The sequence below is a fragment of the Aeribacillus sp. JST-2 genome, from assembly GCF_056032925.1.
The window spans coordinates 1-20094 of sequence record NZ_JBVVUU010000004.1 but is presented as its reverse complement, the minus strand read 5'-3'; the positions used below and the strand labels follow the sequence as shown (position 1 = coordinate 20094).

The 20094-nt window shown below is 40.8% G+C and carries 20 protein-coding genes; 6 read left to right on the top strand and 14 right to left on the bottom strand.

Annotation, left to right across the window (positions count from 1 at the left end; translation table 11 throughout):
* Positions 1-102: 102 nt before the first annotated feature.
* Positions 103-1335 (bottom strand): NADP-dependent malic enzyme, encoded by a 1233-nt coding sequence (gene ystJ / locus AC0KTX_RS03330; protein WP_474250819.1) that lies wholly within the window; start codon positions 1333-1335, stop codon positions 103-105.
* A gap of 107 nt (positions 1336-1442) precedes the next feature.
* Positions 1443-4778 carry a DNA polymerase III subunit alpha gene (gene dnaE / locus AC0KTX_RS03325; RefSeq protein WP_474250818.1) on the bottom strand — a complete coding sequence of 1112 codons (3336 nt, stop codon included), beginning with the start codon at positions 4776-4778 and terminating at the stop codon, positions 1443-1445.
* A gap of 121 nt (positions 4779-4899) precedes the next feature.
* Here dnaE and ytrH point away from each other — a divergent pair, with 121 nt between their 5' ends.
* The 3 genes from ytrH (at position 4900) to AC0KTX_RS03310 (ending at position 6041) form a co-directional block, all read left to right on the top strand.
* On the top strand, positions 4900-5244 hold the full coding sequence (gene ytrH / locus AC0KTX_RS03320) for a sporulation membrane protein YtrH (protein WP_474250817.1): 345 nt from the start codon (positions 4900-4902) through the stop codon (positions 5242-5244).
* The gene (ytrI, locus tag AC0KTX_RS03315) at positions 5241-5744 is read left to right on the top strand and encodes a sporulation membrane protein YtrI (RefSeq protein WP_474250816.1); all 504 of its coding nucleotides are present in this window, start codon (positions 5241-5243) and stop codon (positions 5742-5744) included. Before ytrH ends, ytrI begins: the two co-directional genes overlap by 4 nt.
* A 111-nt stretch (positions 5745-5855) precedes the next feature.
* Positions 5856-6041, top strand: a complete 186-nt coding sequence (locus AC0KTX_RS03310) for a hypothetical protein (RefSeq protein ID WP_474250815.1) — start codon at positions 5856-5858, stop codon at positions 6039-6041.
* A gap of 263 nt (positions 6042-6304) precedes the next feature.
* On the opposite strand, the gene AC0KTX_RS03305 is transcribed toward AC0KTX_RS03310, so the two are convergent.
* Positions 6305-7243 (bottom strand): DHH family phosphoesterase, encoded by a 939-nt coding sequence (locus tag AC0KTX_RS03305; RefSeq protein WP_474250814.1) that lies wholly within the window; start codon positions 7241-7243, stop codon positions 6305-6307.
* 98 nt (positions 7244-7341) lie between these two features.
* On the opposite strand from AC0KTX_RS03305, the gene AC0KTX_RS03300 reads away from it, so the two are divergent.
* Entirely contained in the window at positions 7342-7656 is a 315-nt protein-coding gene (locus tag AC0KTX_RS03300) for a YtpI family protein (RefSeq protein WP_474250813.1), read from the top strand.
* Between the two features lie 16 nt (positions 7657-7672).
* Here the strand turns inward: AC0KTX_RS03300 and AC0KTX_RS03295 are convergent, their stop codons facing one another.
* From AC0KTX_RS03295 to AC0KTX_RS03285, 3 genes are all read right to left on the bottom strand, one after another.
* Positions 7673-8995: a DRTGG domain-containing protein gene (locus AC0KTX_RS03295; protein WP_474250958.1), complete on the bottom strand. Its 1323-nt coding sequence runs from the start codon at positions 8993-8995 to the stop codon at positions 7673-7675.
* Between the two features lie 80 nt (positions 8996-9075).
* Positions 9076-9756, bottom strand: a complete 681-nt coding sequence (locus AC0KTX_RS03290; protein WP_474250812.1) for a metal-dependent hydrolase — start codon at positions 9754-9756, stop codon at positions 9076-9078.
* A 70-nt stretch (positions 9757-9826) separates the two neighbouring features.
* Positions 9827-10588: an SDR family oxidoreductase gene (locus AC0KTX_RS03285; protein ID WP_474250811.1), complete on the bottom strand. Its 762-nt coding sequence runs from the start codon at positions 10586-10588 to the stop codon at positions 9827-9829.
* Positions 10589-10673: 85 nt separating this feature from the next.
* Here AC0KTX_RS03285 and AC0KTX_RS03280 point away from each other — a divergent pair, with 85 nt between their 5' ends.
* Positions 10674-10859 (top strand): hypothetical protein, encoded by a 186-nt coding sequence (locus tag AC0KTX_RS03280; RefSeq protein WP_474250810.1) that lies wholly within the window; start codon positions 10674-10676, stop codon positions 10857-10859.
* Positions 10860-10872: 13 nt separating this feature from the next.
* Here the strand turns inward: AC0KTX_RS03280 and argH are convergent, their stop codons facing one another.
* Together argH and AC0KTX_RS03270 are read right to left on the bottom strand one after the other, a co-directional pair.
* Positions 10873-12243, bottom strand: coding sequence for an argininosuccinate lyase (argH, locus tag AC0KTX_RS03275; protein WP_474250809.1), 1371 nt, complete (start codon positions 12241-12243; stop codon positions 10873-10875).
* Entirely contained in the window at positions 12240-13445 is a 1206-nt protein-coding gene (locus tag AC0KTX_RS03270; protein ID WP_474250808.1) for an argininosuccinate synthase, read from the bottom strand. Before AC0KTX_RS03270 ends, argH begins: the two co-directional genes overlap by 4 nt.
* A gap of 174 nt (positions 13446-13619) precedes the next feature.
* On the opposite strand from AC0KTX_RS03270, the gene AC0KTX_RS03265 reads away from it, so the two are divergent.
* Positions 13620-13928 carry a hypothetical protein gene (locus AC0KTX_RS03265; RefSeq protein WP_474250807.1) on the top strand — a complete coding sequence of 103 codons (309 nt, stop codon included), beginning with the start codon at positions 13620-13622 and terminating at the stop codon, positions 13926-13928.
* A gap of 6 nt (positions 13929-13934) precedes the next feature.
* Here AC0KTX_RS03265 and AC0KTX_RS03260 read toward each other — a convergent pair whose 3' ends face one another.
* The 6 genes from AC0KTX_RS03260 to ytfJ form a co-directional block, all read right to left on the bottom strand.
* Complete coding sequence (locus AC0KTX_RS03260) at positions 13935-14756, bottom strand: EcsC family protein (RefSeq protein ID WP_474250806.1); 822 nt, start codon at positions 14754-14756, stop codon at positions 13935-13937.
* Positions 14757-14841: 85 nt separating this feature from the next.
* Positions 14842-16293: an alkaline phosphatase family protein gene (locus AC0KTX_RS03255; RefSeq protein WP_474250805.1), complete on the bottom strand. Its 1452-nt coding sequence runs from the start codon at positions 16291-16293 to the stop codon at positions 14842-14844.
* 106 nt (positions 16294-16399) lie between these two features.
* Positions 16400-17596: an acetate kinase gene (locus AC0KTX_RS03250; protein ID WP_474250804.1), complete on the bottom strand. Its 1197-nt coding sequence runs from the start codon at positions 17594-17596 to the stop codon at positions 16400-16402.
* Positions 17597-17774: 178 nt separating this feature from the next.
* A complete protein-coding gene (locus AC0KTX_RS03245) occupies positions 17775-18782 on the bottom strand; it encodes a class I SAM-dependent methyltransferase (protein WP_474250803.1) in 1008 nt (335 codons plus the stop codon).
* Between the two features lie 88 nt (positions 18783-18870).
* A complete protein-coding gene (tpx, locus tag AC0KTX_RS03240; RefSeq protein WP_474250802.1) occupies positions 18871-19371 on the bottom strand; it encodes a thiol peroxidase in 501 nt (166 codons plus the stop codon).
* Positions 19372-19509: 138 nt separating this feature from the next.
* Positions 19510-19968, bottom strand: a complete 459-nt coding sequence (ytfJ, locus tag AC0KTX_RS03235) for a GerW family sporulation protein (protein WP_474250801.1) — start codon at positions 19966-19968, stop codon at positions 19510-19512.
* Between the last annotated feature and the right edge of the window lie 126 nt (positions 19969-20094).

Below are 20094 nucleotides of genomic sequence, written 5' to 3'. Positions count from 1 at the left end.
CCCTTCTCTATCTTGTTTCAAACGTTCAACGAGAGGTCTTCATTGCTGTTTGATCTTTTCTTCCGCTTTTTTGGCGGACGACACTGTTGAGAAAATGCCGCTTTACTTTCCAATCATCGCCAGTCTTCTCGTTCTTTCTTCTATTTCCTTCGGATCCCTTTTTTGCCGCGCCACCCCTGTTTCCATGGCAGCTTTTGCTACGGCTGCTGCAACGCATGGCGCTACCCTTACGTCAAACGGTGCGGGAATTACATAATCGGGGCGAAGTTCATCTTCTTTAATAAGAGAAGCAATCGCTTCGGCCGCAGCCATTTTCATCTGTTCATTTATATGCGTTGCCCGTACATCCAATGCCCCCCGGAAAATGCCCGGAAAGGCAAGAACATTATTCACTTGGTTCGGAAAATCTGAACGTCCTGTTCCGATCACTTTTGCCCCCGCTTCCTTTGCTTCATCCGGCATGATTTCCGGATCGGGATTAGCCATGGCAAAAATGATCGGGTTGTCGGCCATCGACTGAATCATCTCTTTCGTTAAAGCACCGGCCACGGATACGCCAATGAAGACGTCAGCTCCTTTTATAACATCTGCCAATGAACCTTTCAAACGGTCGCGATTCGTATATTTTGCCACTTCTGCTTTAATCTTGTTCATTCCGACCGTACGTCCTTCAAAAATGGCGCCTTTTGAATCGCACATGATGATATCGCGAACACCGTAACGGTACAGCAGTTTGATAATGGCGATTCCCGCTGCTCCCGCTCCGTTTGCCACGACTTTAATGTTGGACATTTCTTTTCCGACAAGCTTCAGCGCATTCAATAAGCCGGCAACTGTTACGATCGCCGTTCCATGCTGGTCATCATGAAAAACGGGAATATTTGTTTCCTTTTTTAAACGTTCTTCAATGACGAAGCAGTTTGGAGCCGCAATATCCTCCAAATTAACGCCTCCAAAAGTCGGTTCAAGGAGCTTGACTGTTTCAATAATTTTCTCAATATCAGTAGTCCCTAAACAAATCGGAAAGGCGTCCACACCCGCAAAGCTTTTAAATAGGACCGCTTTCCCTTCCATAACTGGAAGAGCCGCTTCCGGACCGATGTTTCCTAGTCCCAACACAGCGGTTCCATCCGATACAACCGCCACCATATTTCCTTTCATTGTATAATCAAATACCTTGTTTTTATCGTCATAAATGGCTTTGCACGGCTCTGCCACACCAGGAGAGTAAGCCAAACTTAAATCCCTCGCGTTTCGAACAGATACCTTCGGGTTTGTTTCAAGCTTTCCTTTATGAACTTGATGCATATGTAATGCTTCTTCACGTAAAGACACTTATCATCACCTCTCGCGTTTGAAAATGGGCTGAAATCGTTAACAACATATTTTGGAACATATCAAAAATATTATATATTCAACAAAATGTAAAGAGAAGGAGACGTTCATTCTTTTAAAACAACGTTATCGGTTCCTAATAAATTTTTTAACCTGCTTAAACATTCCTCCGTCGGATTGACAAAAAGAAATTCAGGGAGTTTTACTGTTTTTTTAGCTCTTTCATAATAAACAAACACTTGTATATATCCGGAATATTGCATTAACACCTTTTTTACCTCATGAAGCTTTTCTTTTCCGTCCATTCCATCTTCAATCTTTAAAAACAATGACGGCTGTTTTAATTCCTGCAGATCCTTGACATCATAAAGAATTAATTGCACCTGTTCTTGCCTTATTTCCGGCTTGGCAGTGAGCAAAACAATTTGTCCTTGTTTCAATTTGGAACTATGTTTTTTATATTGGTCAGGGAAAATAACAGCCTCCATTTCTGAGCTTTCGTCGCTAACATGAAGGAAGGCCATCATCTCGCCTCTCTTCGTTCGAATCGTTTTGACCGCTGACACATACACCCCGATATGAATTTTTCGATCAATCCATTGATTCGCTTCCATTAAAGGGATCGCTCCCATTTGTTTAAAAATGGATATAAAAGGGCGAACAGGGTGGCTGGAAAAGTAAAAACCGAGTGTTTCTTTTTCGAATTTCAGCTTTTCATCCATTGATAAAGGTTCGGCTTCTACGTATTTTGGTATAACCGCAAGCCCTTCTTCAAACGGAAAAGCCATTTGATCTTCTTCGCCGATTTTAAATAATTCTCCATGTTCGAGCGCCACATCAATGCTTGCAAGCAAAGATGCCCGATCCCGCCCAAATTCATCCATCGCGCCTGAAAAAATGAGCGCCTCGATTGTCCTGCGGTTGACAGCTTTTGCAGAAACTCTGACGCAAAAATCAAACAAATTGCTGAACGGCTTCTTTTTCCGCTGCAATAAAATTTCCTTGATGGCGGCCATCCCAACGTTTTTAATGGATGCCAAGCTGAAGCGGATCTTGCCGTTTTCAACCAAAAAGGAAAAACCGCTTTTATTAACGGATGGCGGAAGAACGGAAATTCCCATATCAACGGCTTCCTGAACGTATTGTGCCACTTTTTCCTGATTGCCGCTGACGCTTGTCATTAAAGCGGACATAAAATAGAGCGGGTAGTGAGCCTTTAAATAAGCAAGTTCATAAGCAATCATGCTGTAAGCTACCGCATGGCTCCGGTTAAAACCATAATTAGCGAATTTTACGATCAGGTCGTATACTTTATTCGCTGTTTTTTCGTCATATCCTTTTTTTAAACACCCGTCCACAAAGCGATTGCGGTTCTCATCTAAAAGCGTTTTAATTTTTTTGGCGACAGCCCGCCTTAACAAATCGGCTTCCCCTAAAGAAAATCCCGCCATTTTCGCCGCGATCTCCATGATCTGTTCTTGGTAGACGAGGACGCCGTACGTTTTTTCAAGGATCGGCTGCAAATCTTGATGCGGATATTCTATTGGCTTCAATCCATGTTTTCTTTCAATAAAAACGGGGATGTTTTCCATCGGCCCCGGACGGTACAGGGCGTTGACCGCCACTAAATCCTCTAAACTTGAAGGCTTGAGCTTTTTTAAAACCTTTCTCATTCCTTCTGATTCAAACTGGAACACTCCTGTTGTATTCCCTTCCGATAACAAGGAAAAAGTTTTTTCATCCTGAAAATGATCAGGCTGCAAGAAAAACTTTTTTCTTTCGTAACGCTCAATGAAATGTTTAATATTTTCCAGAAGCGTCAAATTTCTCAGGCCGAGAAAATCGATTTTCAATAACCCCAGTTCTTCCAAAAAATCCATCGAATATTGAGTTAAATAAATGCCATTATGCCCTTCTTGAATCGGGATGATGTCGGTCAGAGGATGTTCACTTAAAACAACCCCCGCTGCATGGGTTGATGTATGGCGAGGCAAACCTTCCAATTTCATCGCTGTTTGAAATATAATCTTTCCTTTCTCTGTCTTATTCACTAAGTTCCGCAATGAAGCCGACTGTTCATATGCTTCCTTCAACGTTATTCCAAACCTTGATGGAATTTGTTTCGCCCAAATGTCCGCTTCCTTGTTTGAAAAGCCAAGAACTTTGGCAACATCACGAATTACTGCTTTTGCAGCAAGCGTTCCAAAGGTAATGATTTGAGCAACATGTCCCCTGCCGTATTTTTTGGCGACATATTCGATCATTTCATCCCGCCTGTTGTCGGGAAAATCGATATCAATATCAGGCATCGATATCCGTTCAGGGTTTAAGAAGCGTTCAAACAGCAAGTTATAACGGATAGGATCAACCTTTGTAATATCCAACGCATAAGCGACTAATGACCCCGCTGCCGAACCCCTGCCAGGCCCTGTTGCGATCCCTTTTTCATGAGCATATTTCATAAAATCCCAGACGATCAAAAAATAATCGCTAAACTTCATTTTTTTGATAACGGACAACTCATAGCGAAGCCGCGCCACATATTCTTCTGAAGGGGTTTCAATTTTTTTCCTTAATCCATCAAAACAAAGTTTTTCAAGATAATCGTCCGTATCAAATCCGTCCGGAACAGGATATTTGGGAAGCTTTGTTTTCCCCAGTTCAATTTCCACATTGCACTGTGATGCAATTCTTTCTGTATTTTCAATGGCCTCTGGAAAGCTTGAAAAAATTTCTTCCATCTCCTCTGGCGACTTGACATAATATTCGCCGCCATCGTTTCCCTTTTCCTCCCCAACTCTCGTTCCTTCTTTAATCGAAAGCAGACAGCGATGGGCAAAGGCATCGTGTTTTTCAATATAGTGGACATCATTTGTCGCGACAATCGGAACATGGATCATTTTTTTTAATTCCAAAATCTTCCCTGTCAGCTGATGTTCTTCCAATATTCCGTGATCTTGGATCGACAAATAAAAAGAATCGGGATCAAGCATGTGTTGAAAATATTCAACCGCTTTTTTTGCCTCTTGCATTTGATCTTTTAACAGAAACTGTTCAATCAAGCCTTGCCTTCCGGGTGTGATCACAAACAGGTGGCGGCAGTACCGCTTAAACAATTGGATAGGAATTCCATTCAAGAAATTGGTTTGCAATAAGCTGCTTATTTTCAGCAAATACCGGTAGCCATCGTTGTTTTTGGCAATCAACACAAACGGATATGATTCGTTTTTGATCAATATGGACGCGGTTAAACCTAAAATAGGTTTGATTCCTGCTGATTTGCACAATTTATAAAACGCTATTGAACCGTACATGACATGTTCATCCGTAAGGGCAAGAGCTTTCTGTCCTGTTTTTTTTGCATATTGAACGAGTTTGTCTAATCTTGCAGCACTTTTCAATAAGCTATAGGCGCTTTTTACCTGAAGGTGAACAAAAGGCAATGAAACCCCCACCTTTATTTCATGTTTCTCTTCATAATTATAGTCTTTATGATTGATTGAAGACAAACTTCATACTTTATTCTGACATTCCATATAAATATATTGGAAAGGAATGATGAACATGGGGGAAACGGAGGCATTTATTGCTACCTTTATTAAAGTTTATTTTATCGCATTAGGTGTCATTTTGGGAGGATCATTGATTGGCGGCATTGGCGCATATATAACTGGAAATGCCCCCCTTACGTCCATCTTTAGAATCGCAAATCAATTAAAAATTTGGGCGCTTGTTGCCGCAATTGGCGGAACATTCGATGCTTTTTACAGTTTCGAACGGGGAATTTTTGAGGGTGCAACAAAAGATGTTGTCAAACAAATTTTGCTCATTATTTCCGCGATGGGGGGCGCTCAAACCGGTTGGATCATCATCTCTTGGTTTACGCAGGAGGAGCATGTTTCCCAATGAGAATTCCACCCTATTATCGCAGTCCGACATGGCAGCGTTTTTTTGCAGGAGTTGCGGTCGGCGCCCTCGTCAGTTGGCTGTTTTTCTTATATTCTTTTGGATATTATCAAGAAAAACAGGTGGAGATCATTGCCACGCAAAAAAAGACAATCGCCCAATTGCAAAACGATATTCAGATTTGGCAACGCGATTATAAAGAATTAAATAAACGCAATTTAGAGCTTTTAACGGTTCAACATATTGAAATCGAAATACAAAACGCTAACAAGTACAAACTTGATAAATTAATGGAGTATTCGATCGAAAACAACATCAAAAGCGATTTGGCCGATTTGATCGCAAAGGATATTGACAGCGTGATAAAAACAAGGCATTTAATTGCCAAAACGATCGAAAATAAGGTATATCAAGCAGAAGATAAAGAGTTTAAGGCAAAAGTTGTAGAGCTTGTCATCACTCCAACAATCATCATCGAAGTGGAATTAGTTTTGAACAAATAATCGGTAGATATTTTCACAATGGAAGCCCAGAGAATGACGGCCAAGTAGTTTTTCGGGCGGCAAGTTCCCGCTATAAGCTTTGAACAGGTTATGGAATGAAGGGGACAATAATTGAAATTAAACACATTTTCCGTATTGAAAAGCATGTTTGATACTTTACAAAAACAATATGATGAGAACAAAAGCAATGTGCAAAGCCTCCAAAAAATAATTGGCTCTGCCTTTTTTTCTTCTATCTTGAGTGATATAAATTTTGCGGCCTCTTGCCCTCTTCGTAAAAATTTTTTAGTAACTTGATCGCTACATTGCAGTTGGCAAATACATTTTCCTATTGGGAAATGGTGTTCTTAAAGTTGTTATAAGAGCAAAGTTCTTTTTCCCCATTTAAAATGAATCGTCTTTTTATAACTTTTCGCCAAAGTTTTTGCCCTGCCGAACCTCCGTCGGCTCACAGCAATCTGGAAAATAAAAAAGTACACCACTTTCGTTTGTGATGTACCTTTTTTAGGTTCGACAAGATGTTGATGTTCTAAAACTTTATAAATTGTCCGAAAATGATTTTACGATTGTTGGCACAGTTTATCCAATTCGCGGATGATTTCATCCGCCGTTTCCCATTTTTCGATCGTCGCCCCAGCTGCCAAAGGATGGCCTCCCCCGTTGAAACGTTTGGCCAGTTCATTAATGACAATTCTTTTTGAACGAAATCTGACGCGAATCTCCTCATCTTCTTGAACAAACAACACCCATGCCTTGATGCCTTCAATATTTCCCAAAACACCTACCAGCTGTGACGCCTCAGATGCCGTAACCCCATATTCCATTAACAATGTTTTATCCAGTTTGATATGCGCCGCTCCCGAATCCGTCACCGTGAAATTTTGCAAGACATAACCGTTAAGCTTGGCTACATTTCGCTTCGTCTTATACATTTCTTCATAAATATCTGTAAAGGAAAAACCATATTCAATTAATTCGCTCGCATATTTAAACGTTTTTTTCGTTGTATTGGAGAACAAAAATCTTCCTGTATCTCCTACGATACCGGCATAAATGAGGCTTGCCGCTTTTTGTGACAACGCTAATCCTTGATCTTTTCCAAATAAGTAAAATTCATAAATCATTTCGCTGACTGAACTTGCGGACGTATCTACCCAAACAATATCCCCATACGGATCTTCATTTGGATGATGATCAATTTTTATGAGCATTTTTCCTTTATGATACCTCTGATCGCAAATGCGTTCCTTGTTTGCTGTATCACAAACAATCACAAGCGCATCTTGGTAAATTTCATCTTCAATCTTATCCATTTGATACAGAAACGTTAACGACGGGTCATTGTCGCCGACAACATAAATGCTTTTCTCCGGAAAAGAATTTTTCAATAATTCGGCAAGCCCGCATTGGGATCCGTATGCATCGGGATCTGGACGGACGTGGCGGTGAATAATGATAGTATGAAAAGCCTTGATTTGATTTAAAATCTCCTGTTTCATTTCGATCTCCTTTTTCACACATTTTTCTTGCCTTTTATATGGCAATTTTCAAAACTAATGTTAAAATGATAATGGATAGATTGTTGGAGGTTGAAGCAATGCCTGTTTTAGCAATACTCATCATCATTTCTTTATCCTTTTATGTTTTTTATAAAATCAAGTACGTTCGGGCAAAACGTCCGATGGAAAGAAAATTTATATCAGGGAAATCCAGCATTGCCCTTGGCTTATTCGTTTTCTTCTTTGGGCTAAATCAGCTTGTTTTAAACCGCTCTGCCATCGCTCTCATTGTAGGGGCTGTTTTCATTATAACAGGTCTCATTAGCGTTTGGGGCGGCTACCGTGCTTATAAATACTATTTGCCGCTGGCGTTGAAAGAACTCGACGCCAATATACAGGAGAAAAGAGTCTGAACATTCGGCTCTTTTTTTAGTTTCTGTCCATCAATTGCACCATCATCATCGCTTTCCCGACAAGTGTTCCTTCGTGATAAACTTCAACATCAATTTTTCCGAACTTGCGCCCTACATCCAAAATGTTCGGGTGTATTTCAATCACGCTTTCCATTTGAACCGGCTTCAAAAAATATAGGCTCATTTGTTCAACAACTAAATCGCCCTTTTTTTTCTTGCGCAAAGAGTAATTGGCCGCTTCCGTCACAAGTGTGGTAAAAGCACCGTAAGAAATCGTTCCGAACTGGTTCGTCATTTGCGGTGTTACTTCACACCGATAAATGTTCGATTCTTTTGCGTCATCAGAAAGATTAATAAACTGTCTTGTGATAATATCATCAAGCTTTTCCCCTGTATGGGGCTGACGTTCAATTGATTGAAGAGCCTTTAAGACATCCTGCCTTGAGATCATGCCAGATAGACGGCCGTTTCCGTCCACAACAGGCAATAGCTCGATCCCTTCCCAAACCATCATCTGCGCAGCGGAAGCAACCGATGTTTTTCCCGTAACTGTTATTGGGTTTTTCGTCATCACTTTTTCAACCGATGTTTTTGGATTTGCAGACATGATATCTTTGGCTGTAACGATTCCGACAACCTTCAAGTTTTGATCGATAACCGGAAACCGCCCATGTCCTGTTTTTTGATTGTATTCAAACCAGCGCTCCACCGGGTCGTTTGGGGCCAGCGTGACGGTCTTTTCCAGCGGTGTTAAAATATCCTCTACTAAAACAATTTCTTTTTTTATAAGCTGGTCATATATCGCTCTGTTAATCATTGTAGCCACTGTAAACGTATCGTAGCTGGTTGAAATAATCGGCAGTTCCAACTCATCGGCAAGCTTTTTGACATGTTCATCAGTATCAAAACCGCCCGTTATCAAAACAGCCGCACCTGCTTCTAACGCAGACTGCTGGGCTTTCGTTCTGTTGCCGACAATCAGCAAGTTTCCAGCACCTGTATAGCGCATCATCGCTTCCAATTTCATTGCGCCAATCACAAATTTATTTAATGTTTTGTGAAGGCCCGCTCGTCCGCCTAACACTTGACCGTCAACAATATTGACAACCTCCGCAAATGTCAGCCTTTCGATGTTTTCTTTTTTCTTTTTCTCAATACGGATTGTGCCGACTCTTTCAATTGTGCTGACAAACCCTTTGTTTTCCGCATCCTTAATGGCGCGGTATGCCGTTCCTTCGCTTACGTTCATTACTTTTGCAATTTGCCTTACGGAGATTTTCTCGCCTACCGGAAGGGACTCAATATGTTTTAAAATTTGTTCATGTTTCGTCGCCAAAATTTTCCCCCCTTGCTTTTAACGAAACAATCTAAGATCCTCTTTGATACAGAAAATGAACGGCAAAGCGCCGTCCAGTATCTTTACAATTCGATCGATTCCCCCGCTCTTAACAGCAGGCCGACACTAGAAGGCAGTTTAGAGACAAAGTCTTCAGGATTTTGCCGGATGACCGGGAATGTGTTGTAATGAATCGGTACGACCTTTTTGGCTTTAATCCATTCTGCTGCCAATAGCGCATCCTCCGGCCCCATTGTAAAATTATCGCCGATCGGCAAAAAGGCCAAATCAATTTTATTGCGTTCGCCAATCAATTTCATGTCAGAAAACAGCGCGGTGTCCCCAGCATGATAAATTGTCTTTCCTTCTGCTTTCAACAAAATTCCTGCAGGCATCCCCGTATAAACGATATTTTGGTTTTCTTCCGTATAGCTGGAACCGTGAAACGCTTGGGTCAGCTTCACTTTGCCAAAATCAAATTCATAAGCGCCGCCAATGCTCATTCCATGTGTTTTAACGCCTTTCCAACTTAAATAGGTAGCCAGCTCTGCAACAGCGATCACTAAGGCGTCATTCCGTTTTGCAATTTCCACTGTATCGCCGAAATGGTCGTTATGGCCATGCGTCAATAAAATGACATCCGCCTTCACTTCATCTGCTTTAAGGTCCGTTTCGCCATTTCCGTTAATAAACGGATCAATGAGAATCGTTTTTCCATTTGTTTCAATTTTTACAACAGAATGACCGTGAAAAGATACCTTCATGGAAAATTCCTCCTTATTTTAGATATTCTAACTTCTATTTTACAAAATGTTATGGATAATCGCACAGAAATCATGCTTGAAAACGGTGAATCACGTTGGCAGCCCCTGTTGCTTCAATGATGGCTCCTGTAATATAATCGGATTTTTCATCACATAGAAAAGAAATGATCCTTGCGATGTCCTCGCCAGTGCCAGATCTTCCAATTGGAGTGCTTTGATCAAAATGCTTCTTTGCTTCATTGATGGATGCTTCTTTCATTTCGGCCGTAATATTTCCGGGACAAACCATATTGGCCGTAATTCCATTTTCCGCTTCTTCAATTGCAATGGTTTTCGTTAAGGAGACAAGCCCTACTTTCGCAGCGCCAAAAGCTGAGCGATGGAGCCATCCTGATGCGTCGTTCGCTCCTTGAAAGCCGTATGTAATGATTCTACCATAACGCTGCTTTCTCATAATCGGTATAACGCATTTAAACAAGTGGAAGACTGCGCTTAAATTGCCTTCAATTATTTCATACCATTCCTCATCTGTATAGTCAGCTAATTTTTTTCGTTCAAAAATGTAAGGGCCAGCATTATTAATTAAGCAATCGATCCGGCCAAATCGGCTGTAGCTTTGCTCCACCAATTTCACTAAATCTTCCTTTTTTGTGACATCCCCTTGTATGAACAACAACCGGTCAAGCATATGTTCATATTGTTTCTTTAATTGCTCCATCCCTGTCTGATCCGTCCGATAACTGACAGTAACGCTGTAGCCGTTTTCCAAAAATGTTTCGGTCACCTTTCTCCCGAGACCTTTTGAGCCTGCCGTAACAATTGCATGACGCACCAGCTGATTCCTCCCCTTTTCATTCTATTTTTATTTTACAATAATTTGCTGAATTTCAAAAATAGAAGCATCGGGAAAAGGGGAGTTGAAAAAAAGCGAATACGAATACGTACCCGCTTTTTCAACAGTGGTGATTCATTTTTTCTTTTGTAATTCTTTCTCGGCTGAGCCGTTTAAAACATTCCGTATCCGTCTGCCGGCAAGTTTGCATCCTTACAGCACCAAAATGGCTGGTACTCATTTTGGCAAGGTTCCATCTCCTTATCAATGAAAAGGAGAAATGGCTAAATAACGCTTTTCGCTTTATCGATTTGCGCCCTTACTTCTTGGAAGCCGGTTCCCCCTAAGCTGTTGCGTTTATTGACAACTTCGTACGGGTTCAGTACTTCGTACACATCATTGTCGAAAAGATTTGACGCTTCCTTATATTCTTCTATCGGTAAATCCATTAAATAGATGCCTTTCTCAATACATTTATAAACAAGTTTTCCGACAACTTCATGCGCTTCGCGGAAAGGAAGCCCCTTTTTCGCCAAATAGTCGGCGAGCTCAGTAGCATTTGAAAAATCTTGCTTAACTGATTTTTCCATCCGTTCTTTGTTTACTTTTAACGTTTCAATCATTCCCGTCATGATTTGCAAACAGCCTTCCACTGTTTTTACCGTATCAAACATGCCTTCTTTGTCTTCCTGCAAATCTTTGTTGTAAGCGAGCGGAAGGCCTTTTAAAACTGTAAGCAGCCCGACCAGATTGCCGATGACGCGGCCGCTTTTCCCGCGAATGAGTTCAGCCATATCCGGATTTTTCTTTTGAGGCATGATGCTGCTGCCGGTTGAATACGCATCATCCATTTCAACAAATTGAAATTCTTGCGAACACCATAAAATTAATTCCTCACAAAATCTCGACAAATGAACCATTAATAATGAACTGTTGCTTAAAAATTCCACAATAAAATCCCTGTCGCTGACTGCATCCAAACTGTTTAAATAAACGTCATCAAATCCCAAAAGCTCGGCTGTGTATTGGCGGTCGATCGGAAAGGTCGTTCCAGCCAAGGCGGCAGCGCCAAGAGGGCTGACATTAATCCTTTTGAATGATTCCTGAAATCTCGATTTATCCCGTTCAAGCATCCAAAAATAAGCCATTAAATGATGAGCGAAAGAAACCGGCTGCGCCCGCTGCAAATGAGTGTATCCCGGCAAAATCGTCTCAATATGCTGTTCAGCTTTGCCGACAAGCGCCTTTTGCAATCCTTTGATCAATTCCACTATCGTTTCAACATGTTTTTTTAAGTATAGATGCATATCGGTCGCCACTTGGTCGTTGCGGCTTCTTGACGTATGCAGCTTTCCGCCGACCGGTCCGATTTCATCTATTAACATTTTTTCAATGTTTAAATGTATGTCTTCATATTGAACGGAGTATTCAAGCTCTCCTTTTTTTGCTTTCTCCAAAAGGCGGTGCAGCCCTTTTTCAATCGCCTCTCCTTCCTCTTTTGTTAAAATGCCACACTTGGCAAGCATTTTTACATGGGCGAGGCTCCCTTGAATGTCTTCTTCGACAAGCTGTTTGTCAAAAGCGATCGACGCATTGAACTCGTCGACCCATTTTTCGGGCGTCTTTTGGAAACGACCGCCCCAAAGTTTTTTCATATTGTCACCTTCTTGTTTTTCACGATGCTGTTCACTGTTGTCGGCAGGCCGAACAGTTTAATGAAGCCGATTGCAGCTTCATGATCAAATGAATCTTCCTGCGTATATGTGGCCAGCTTTTCATCATAAAGCGAGTAAGGAGATTTTCTTCCTTCAACGATTGCGTGGCCTTTATATAATTTTACGCGCACCGTTCCCGTTACATATTTTTGGGTTTCTTTCAAAAATGCTTCCAGTGCTTTTTTCAGCGGCGAGAACCATAATCCGTTATAAATGAGCTCGGCAAGCTTTTGTTCAATCAACGGTTTAAAATGCGCCACTTCTTTCACTTGTGTTAAATCTTCCAGTTCCTTATGCGCTTTAATTAAAGTCATAGCTGCCGGACATTCGTACACTTCACGCGATTTGATACCGACAAGTCTGTTTTCCACATGATCGATTCTTCCGACGCCGTGTTTTCCGGCAAGTGCGTTCAGTTTCAAAATAAGTTCATCCAACTGCATTCTTTCCCCGTTCACCGCCACCGGCACGCCTTGTTCAAAATCAATTTCCACAATGTCCGGTTCGTCCGGTGCGTTTTCAATAGAAGAAGTCAGTTCATAGGCATCTTCGGGAGGAGCAGCCCAAGGATCTTCTAAGATGCCGCATTCATTGCTTCTTCCCCACAAGTTTTGGTCGATGGAATACGGGCTGTCAAGATCAATCGGAATTGGAATATCATGCTTTTTCGCATATTCAATTTCTTCTTCTCTCGACCATTTCCATTCACGAACAGGCGCCAAAACTTCCAATTCAGGGTTTAACGCTTTGATGGAAACTTCAAAGCGCACTTGGTCGTTTCCTTTTCCAGTACAACCGTGGGCAACCGCAACAGCTCCCGTTTTTTCCGCGATTTCCACTAATTTTTTGGCAATGAGCGGTCGTGAAAGCGCGGAAACAAGAGGATATTTCCCTTCGTAAAGAGTATGTGCTTGAAGGGCGATCAGCGCATATTCTTCGGCAAACTCTTTCTTCACATCTAAAATATAGGATTGAACAGCGCCAACTTTTAATGCTTTTTCTTTAATAAAATCTAAATCTTTTCCTTCTCCAACGTCCATACAGCAGGCAACGACATCGTATCCTTTTTCTTGCAACCATTTGATGGCGACAGATGTATCTAAACCTCCAGAATAGGCTAACACTACTTTTGGTTTTGACATGTTCATTCTCCTTTCCGATATATAAAAGAATGAATAAAAATACTTTTTTATTCATAAAAATACAATCATTACTTAAAAATGTAACAGTTTTATCAGCATTTTTCAATAGTTTTTTTTATAAAAAAATTGTACATTCCGTTATAATAAAATAAGCAACAATCGGAGGGAAAGAAGATGGAGGAAACATTATTTAAATTTGACAAAAGACTGGGAATTCCCATTCCCAATCTTCAATATCATTGGGAAGATTACGAAACCAACATGCAGCAGCATATTTTAATGAAATGGGAATCCATTCGCGGAATGATTCCGGATCGAATCAAATACTTAGAAACGATGATCAACGAAAAACAAGAAAAGTTAAACAACGAGGAAGATTTTGAAGAGTGCTGCCGCTTGAATGAACAAATAGGGGAAATCGCATCCGTCATCAATGACTTGTGGATTTTGTATCGAATAGATCAACAAGTGACAACAGCTTGAGCACCATCAGGAATGCTTGTTTTTCTCTGTCAAGAGACGAAATTGATAAAATTTGTGGGCAAATTGTATGCAAGATTTTGTCGTGTGGTAATTGACGGCTCCGCCAAACAAAATGCCGGCGGCGGGTAGGCCTTTTTTTAATGTTTTTATGACGAAAAGCTTGATGATTTGTTGAAGGAAGCGTTCACCCGTTTGCAAGTGGGCAAACGGCTCTGCTTCATTGTAAAAATAGCGCTCTTGTTCATGGATCGCCTCTTTTTTCAGTTTTTTCCAAGCATGATATTTTGCATGCGCCGGCAACATTGAACAATGAAAAACGTTTAACGACAACATCATTTCGTATGGACTGTTGACTTCATAGCCATAGGCAAGCGAAATCGTTTGAACAGCGCGCATTTGCATAAATAGAACGGCAGGAAGATCAACACTGAGCAAAAGTGTCTGTCCGGTTCCGCTTATTCCCCCTTGGATGAAAGAAGAAAACCGTTGTGCCGCTATGACTTGTTCCGCTAGAGAATATAGCTCGTTTACAGGAATTTTTTTTAAATCAGCGATGGTTTGTATTTGATCGCCACGAAGACAGGCCAATGCAAGAATTCTTTTTTTCGCTTGTTCGTAAAGGCTTGAGCTTTGAGCGATAGAATTCATATGAAACAGCATTTGATCGAACTTTTCCTCGATCTTTTTTTGTACTCTTCTTGGCAAGACATTGAGCATTCGTCCGCACCAATTTTTTGGAAGATTTTCCGCTGCCAGCGCTTCTTTTTCCTTTTGCTTTTCCCATCTATAGATTTGCTCCAACAGTTCTTCTTCCGTTTTGGTCAGCAAGAAGCATCTCCCCCTTTCCCCAGCCTGTTTACGCCATCATTATATACTCGGTCTTTTTATTTATGACAATGTAAGGAAATTTTCATTATGTAAAAAACGATAAAATCCATTTTTTTATATCAATTATTCGGTTATGCTGCGGCATCGTTTTCGTTCCGGAAACAATAAAGGCGACAAGTGAATCGTCTTTATGCAAGCCGCCGTGGCTTGCACCGCCGACATGCACAGGCGATGATCCATAACGGAATTCATAACCGGGATAAGCGCTCACGGCAAGATACTTTCCGCGGTGAGAGGAAACGGCTGCATACAACCTTGCCAATGCATCAGGATATTCTCCATAGGTGATCCATTCGTTTTCTATTTTTAAATCCAACAAGTGATAATCGCCTTCAATCGCCCAATTATTTCCGTATATATCTTTCCTTCTATTTTCTTTCCAGAATGTGATTTTCCCCTCTTTTCTTCCTGATACAACTTGAACTTGATCTTTTTCAAGCCAGGCAATGACATCGATCCTTTTATCTTTTTTTAACTTGTTTGCTATTTCTTCCAGCTGTCGATCCGGCTTCAAAGAATAGATGTAAGCCATTCTCTGGTTGACTGCTGCCACAAGGTCATCGTTTTCTCGGACACCTTTGGAGAGTTTGGTAATGCGGTACGGTTTCAGCAACTGTTCTAAAGCAATGACCGCTGTTTTTTTATCATTGTGAATAAACGCTTGACCATTATCGCCAAGAATGACCCAAATATTGTTTGCAATTGCTTTCTCCCAAGAAGAGAAGCAGTTCAGCACGTTTTGCAATTCACGATCCATTTTTTCAATTCCTGTTGTATCTTCGACCCCTTTTTTATGAATGATTTGATCCATATCCGGAAAATAAACGATCGTCAGCGGAGGCAGCAATTGATGGTTGATCAGATGCATAAGTTCTTGGACAGAAAAACGGTTGTTAAACCCAAACTTCTGCCAAAATCGGCCATATCGTTTTGAAGGTTTCTGTTTCTGAAAAGATCCATATGTTAATAAATCCGGGCCTTTTACAAGCATATTTCTGGGGAAGGAGGAAAAAAACGATAGAAGCCTTGGAATGTTTAAGTTCTGTTCTTCTGTTCCCCGGTAAACAAGTCCGTTAATGGATGCGGAATGTTTACCGATGATTTTCAGTTCTTCATAAATAGTCGTCACCTGTTTGCTTAAATGCTCAAAATTCAAATGGTAGAACCAATCATTTAACGATCGGAAAAATCCAAGTTGAAAAAGCTCCCGTCCGTTTGTCCCATAGTTGATCAAACGATTTTCTTTTTCGTTAAACCAAACCAGTCCGGGAAGATGATGAACATCGGGATAATGGCCGCTTAACAGACTGCTTTCCACATTAACAGACATAGTGGGAAAAGGGCTGACCAATTCGGACACAGTGCCATGTTCGACAAAAAATTGAAAAGCAGGACATTTTTGTTCTTTCAAAGCTTTTTTGAGAGGTTTCAGCATAAGCGAATCGACAAGCATGATGATAATCTTTTTTTGATCCATTTACCTCCAGCCTCCACGGTTCTTTTATCAATAGCATTTGTTGTAGATGTGAAAATCATTCTTTTTTAGGCAAATAGCAAAAAACCCCGGTTCACTGAACCGGAGTTTATAATGGCAACTCGGCTATTCTCATTACATCTCTGGCTATCATCACTTCCTCATTTGTTGGAATCACTAATACTTTCACTGGTGAATGAGGGTAATTGATAAATGCCTCTTTTCCGCGGACTTGATTTAATATCGGATCCCAGTAAACACCCATAAATTCCAAACCGCGAAGCACAAGCTCTCTCACAATTACACTGTTTTCGCCAATACCGGCAGTAAAAATAATCGCATCCACTCCGCACATCCGTGCCGCATAAGATCCGATATATTTATGAATGCGATCCGCAAATACCGCCAGCGCCAACTTTGCGCGATGATTTCCTTGTTCAGATTCAGCTTCAATATCGCGCAAATCACTCGAAAAACCAGATAATCCTAAAAGTCCGCTCTTTTTATTTAACACATTGATGACTTCTTCCGCACTTTGCCCTGTTTTTTTCATAATATATGGGATAAGGGCTGGATCAATGCTCCCGGAGCGCGTCCCCATTGCCACTCCTTCCAAAGGTGTAAAACCCATCGAAGTATCAATGGATTTTCCCCCTTCAACTGCTGCAATGCTTGCCCCATTTCCAAGGTGGCATGAAATCAGCCGCAGCTGCTCCAGAGGTCTGCCAAGCAATTGAGCTGCCCTTTCTGTTACATACTTATGAGAAGTTCCATGAAAGCCGTATTTACGAATGCCATATTTTTCGTAATACTCATATGGAAGGCTGTATAAATAAGATTGTTCCGGCATTGTTTGATGAAATGCGGTATCAAACACAGCTACAGCTGGAACATTCGGCAGAACTTCCTGAAAAGCGCGAATGCCGATCACATTCACCGGATTATGCAATGGTGCTAAATCAGATAATTCTTCTATTTTTTTTAAGGTTTCATCTGTTATCAGCGCCGAATCGTTAAAAACTTCCCCACCGTGGACGACCCTATGCCCAATGCCGTTTATTTCTTCAAGGGAATCAATTATTTTATATTCAGTAAGCTTTTTTAGCAAAAGCTGCACAGCAGTGAAAACGTCAGGAATTTGACAAACTACCTTTCTTTTTTCTCCGTTGACAATTATATTAAAGATCGATCGATCCATTCCAATCCGCTCAACTAAACCTTTCGTTAACACTTTTTCTTGCGGCATTTCAAATAATTGAAATTTCAATGAAGAACTTCCTGCATTAACTGCTAAAATTTTGGACATATTTTTTGTTCTCTCCTTCTGTCGGCATATTTCAGCGCACGATAGGTTGCTCCCCACTATTTAATCATCGGCAAAAAAACATTTCAAGTTCGAAAACGTTGACATATAAAAAGTTTATTTATTCAGATTATAGCAGGAATTTCAAAAAAAATAGGTGACCTTCGTCACCTATCACCTATTATCTCCTGCCCGTTTCAGTTTTATTTACGGCGTACCAATTGTCGATTTTGGCAATGACTGATAAAAGAGCTTTCTTATTCGAAAATCTAGGCAAATCTGCCAGCAAAACTTGTTTGGGAGGAACAATCCCTTCCCCCTTTTTTTGTAATATAAAGATGCTTTTTCGATGCTCTTCCGCCTTAAACATTGATGAAGGAAGCCTGAGCAAACCTTGAATCACCGCATGCTTCTTTAAAAAATGGTGCAGTTTCTTTGCTTCAGGAGTCTCGAAAAGATGATCTGGAATCAGAAAAAATAAATAACCGCCTTGTTTTGTATAACGAATGCTCTGTTCTATAAAAAGGTGGTGAGCATATGAATGTCCTTCCTCTGCTTTTAATTCAAAATTGCCTGCCCATTCATCATCAGGATAATAACCTACCGGCAAGTCGCAGACTACCGCATCAACAGGATCGACAAACAGATTTTTTAAACTGTCTTGATTGTAAAACTCAACGGAATGCTCCTGCAAATTGGCATTGACATAAGCAATTTTTATAAGCAAATCATCAATGTCGATGCCGATGCTTTGAATTTGCTTTTCTAAAAGCTGATTCAATACACAGGACAGCAAATTTCCCGTTCCGACAGCAGGATCTAAAATCGTTAATTTGCTTCGTTCCTGAAAAAACCGTTGAAAAAGGTATCCGATAAATATTCCGACACTGTCGGGGGTCATTTGGTGCATCGGCAAGCTGCTTTCTTTCAGCCCTTTCAATGCCGCAAGCTGAAAAGCTTTGCGAATCTCTTCATTTTGACAGCGGCTTAAACGGACTGATTGGTATAAATTGTTTAGCTTCTTTTTAGAAAGTTCGCTGATAGATTCCTGGACGACTTCGCCGTTAAAAAGATTTTCACCCGTTTCGGCCACAGCTTCAATGTATGGACAATCCAATTCATTTTGAATAATTTGAGCACTCTCATTAATGACCGAAAACAACGATTCTACATTCGATACTGCACGCATAAAGGCCCTCCTTTAAGCCACGCCACATCCTTTCATTTTATCCTTTCAGTTGCTCTTATGCAAGAAAAAAGGACCTTGCATCAGGTCCTCAGTTAGCTTTTTTGGCTGCCTCAATTGCTGCTTCGTAATTTGGATGATTGGTTGCTTCACCCACATATTCCACGTAAGTGACTTTGTCGCTGGAATCTACGACAAAGACAGCGCGTGTCAACAATCGCAATTCCTTAATTAAAACACCGTAAGCTTGTCCGAAAGAAGCGTCCCGATGATCGGAAAGCAATTGGACATTTTCAATCCCGTTTGCACCGCACCAACGTTTTTGCGCAAAAGGAAGATCCATGCTGATCGTTAAAATTTTTACATTTTCTAATTTCGCTGCTTCTTCGTTAAATCGGCGCGTTTGCGCATCACAAACACCTGTATCAATCGATGGTACAACGGATATGATCCGGACATGTCCTTTTGAATCTGATAGGGTAACCTCTGACAAATCATTTGCAATCACTTTGAAATCAGGAGCTTGATCTCCTACTTTTACTTCCTCGCCAACAAGTGTAACAGGGTTTCCTTTAAACGTTACGTTTGCCATCCAATCCCTCCTAAAACTATGTATAATTTAACTATAACTTGTTTTCAAACAGTTTTCAAAGAATACGTTTTTAAAAATTCAAAAAGCTGCCCGAAAAGCAGCTTTTCCCGCAATTTCTCCGCTTCAAAAGCGGAAAGCTCATATTTCAAAATCCTCTTTAGGCGGTTGCCCATTTTTCGATTTTTTATTTTGAAACAACTCCTGAATTTTTTCAACGGTTTGGGGCGCCAAGTCCAGAATTTTTTCATAAAGATGAGTATTTTCATCTACATGAAGCATTTTAATTCCGCTGCCGTTTACAATTAAAAAGGCAATAGGAGTGATTGACACCCCTCCACCGCTGCCGCCGCCAAAAGGAAGCTTCCCTTTTTCACTTGTCGTACTTTTTCCATATGGACTATCTGAATGCTTTTCTTTTGCAGGTGCGTTAAACTCGCTTCCCCCTGCCGCAAACCCAAACCCGACTTTTGAAACAGTTAAAATGACGCTTCCATCAGGTGTTTCAACTGGATCGCCAATAATGGTGTTGACGTCGATCATCTCTTGCAAATTTTCCATGGCTGTTTTCATTAAACCTTGTATTGGATGTTCATTCATATTTTAACCTCCCTCTATAAATGTTGATATATCAACGGTTGTAGCCGTTTCAGGGGTGTCAAAAAAATATTTTTCGACAAAGTTTCTAACATTATTTCTTAAATATGTGTATATCTTACATTGACG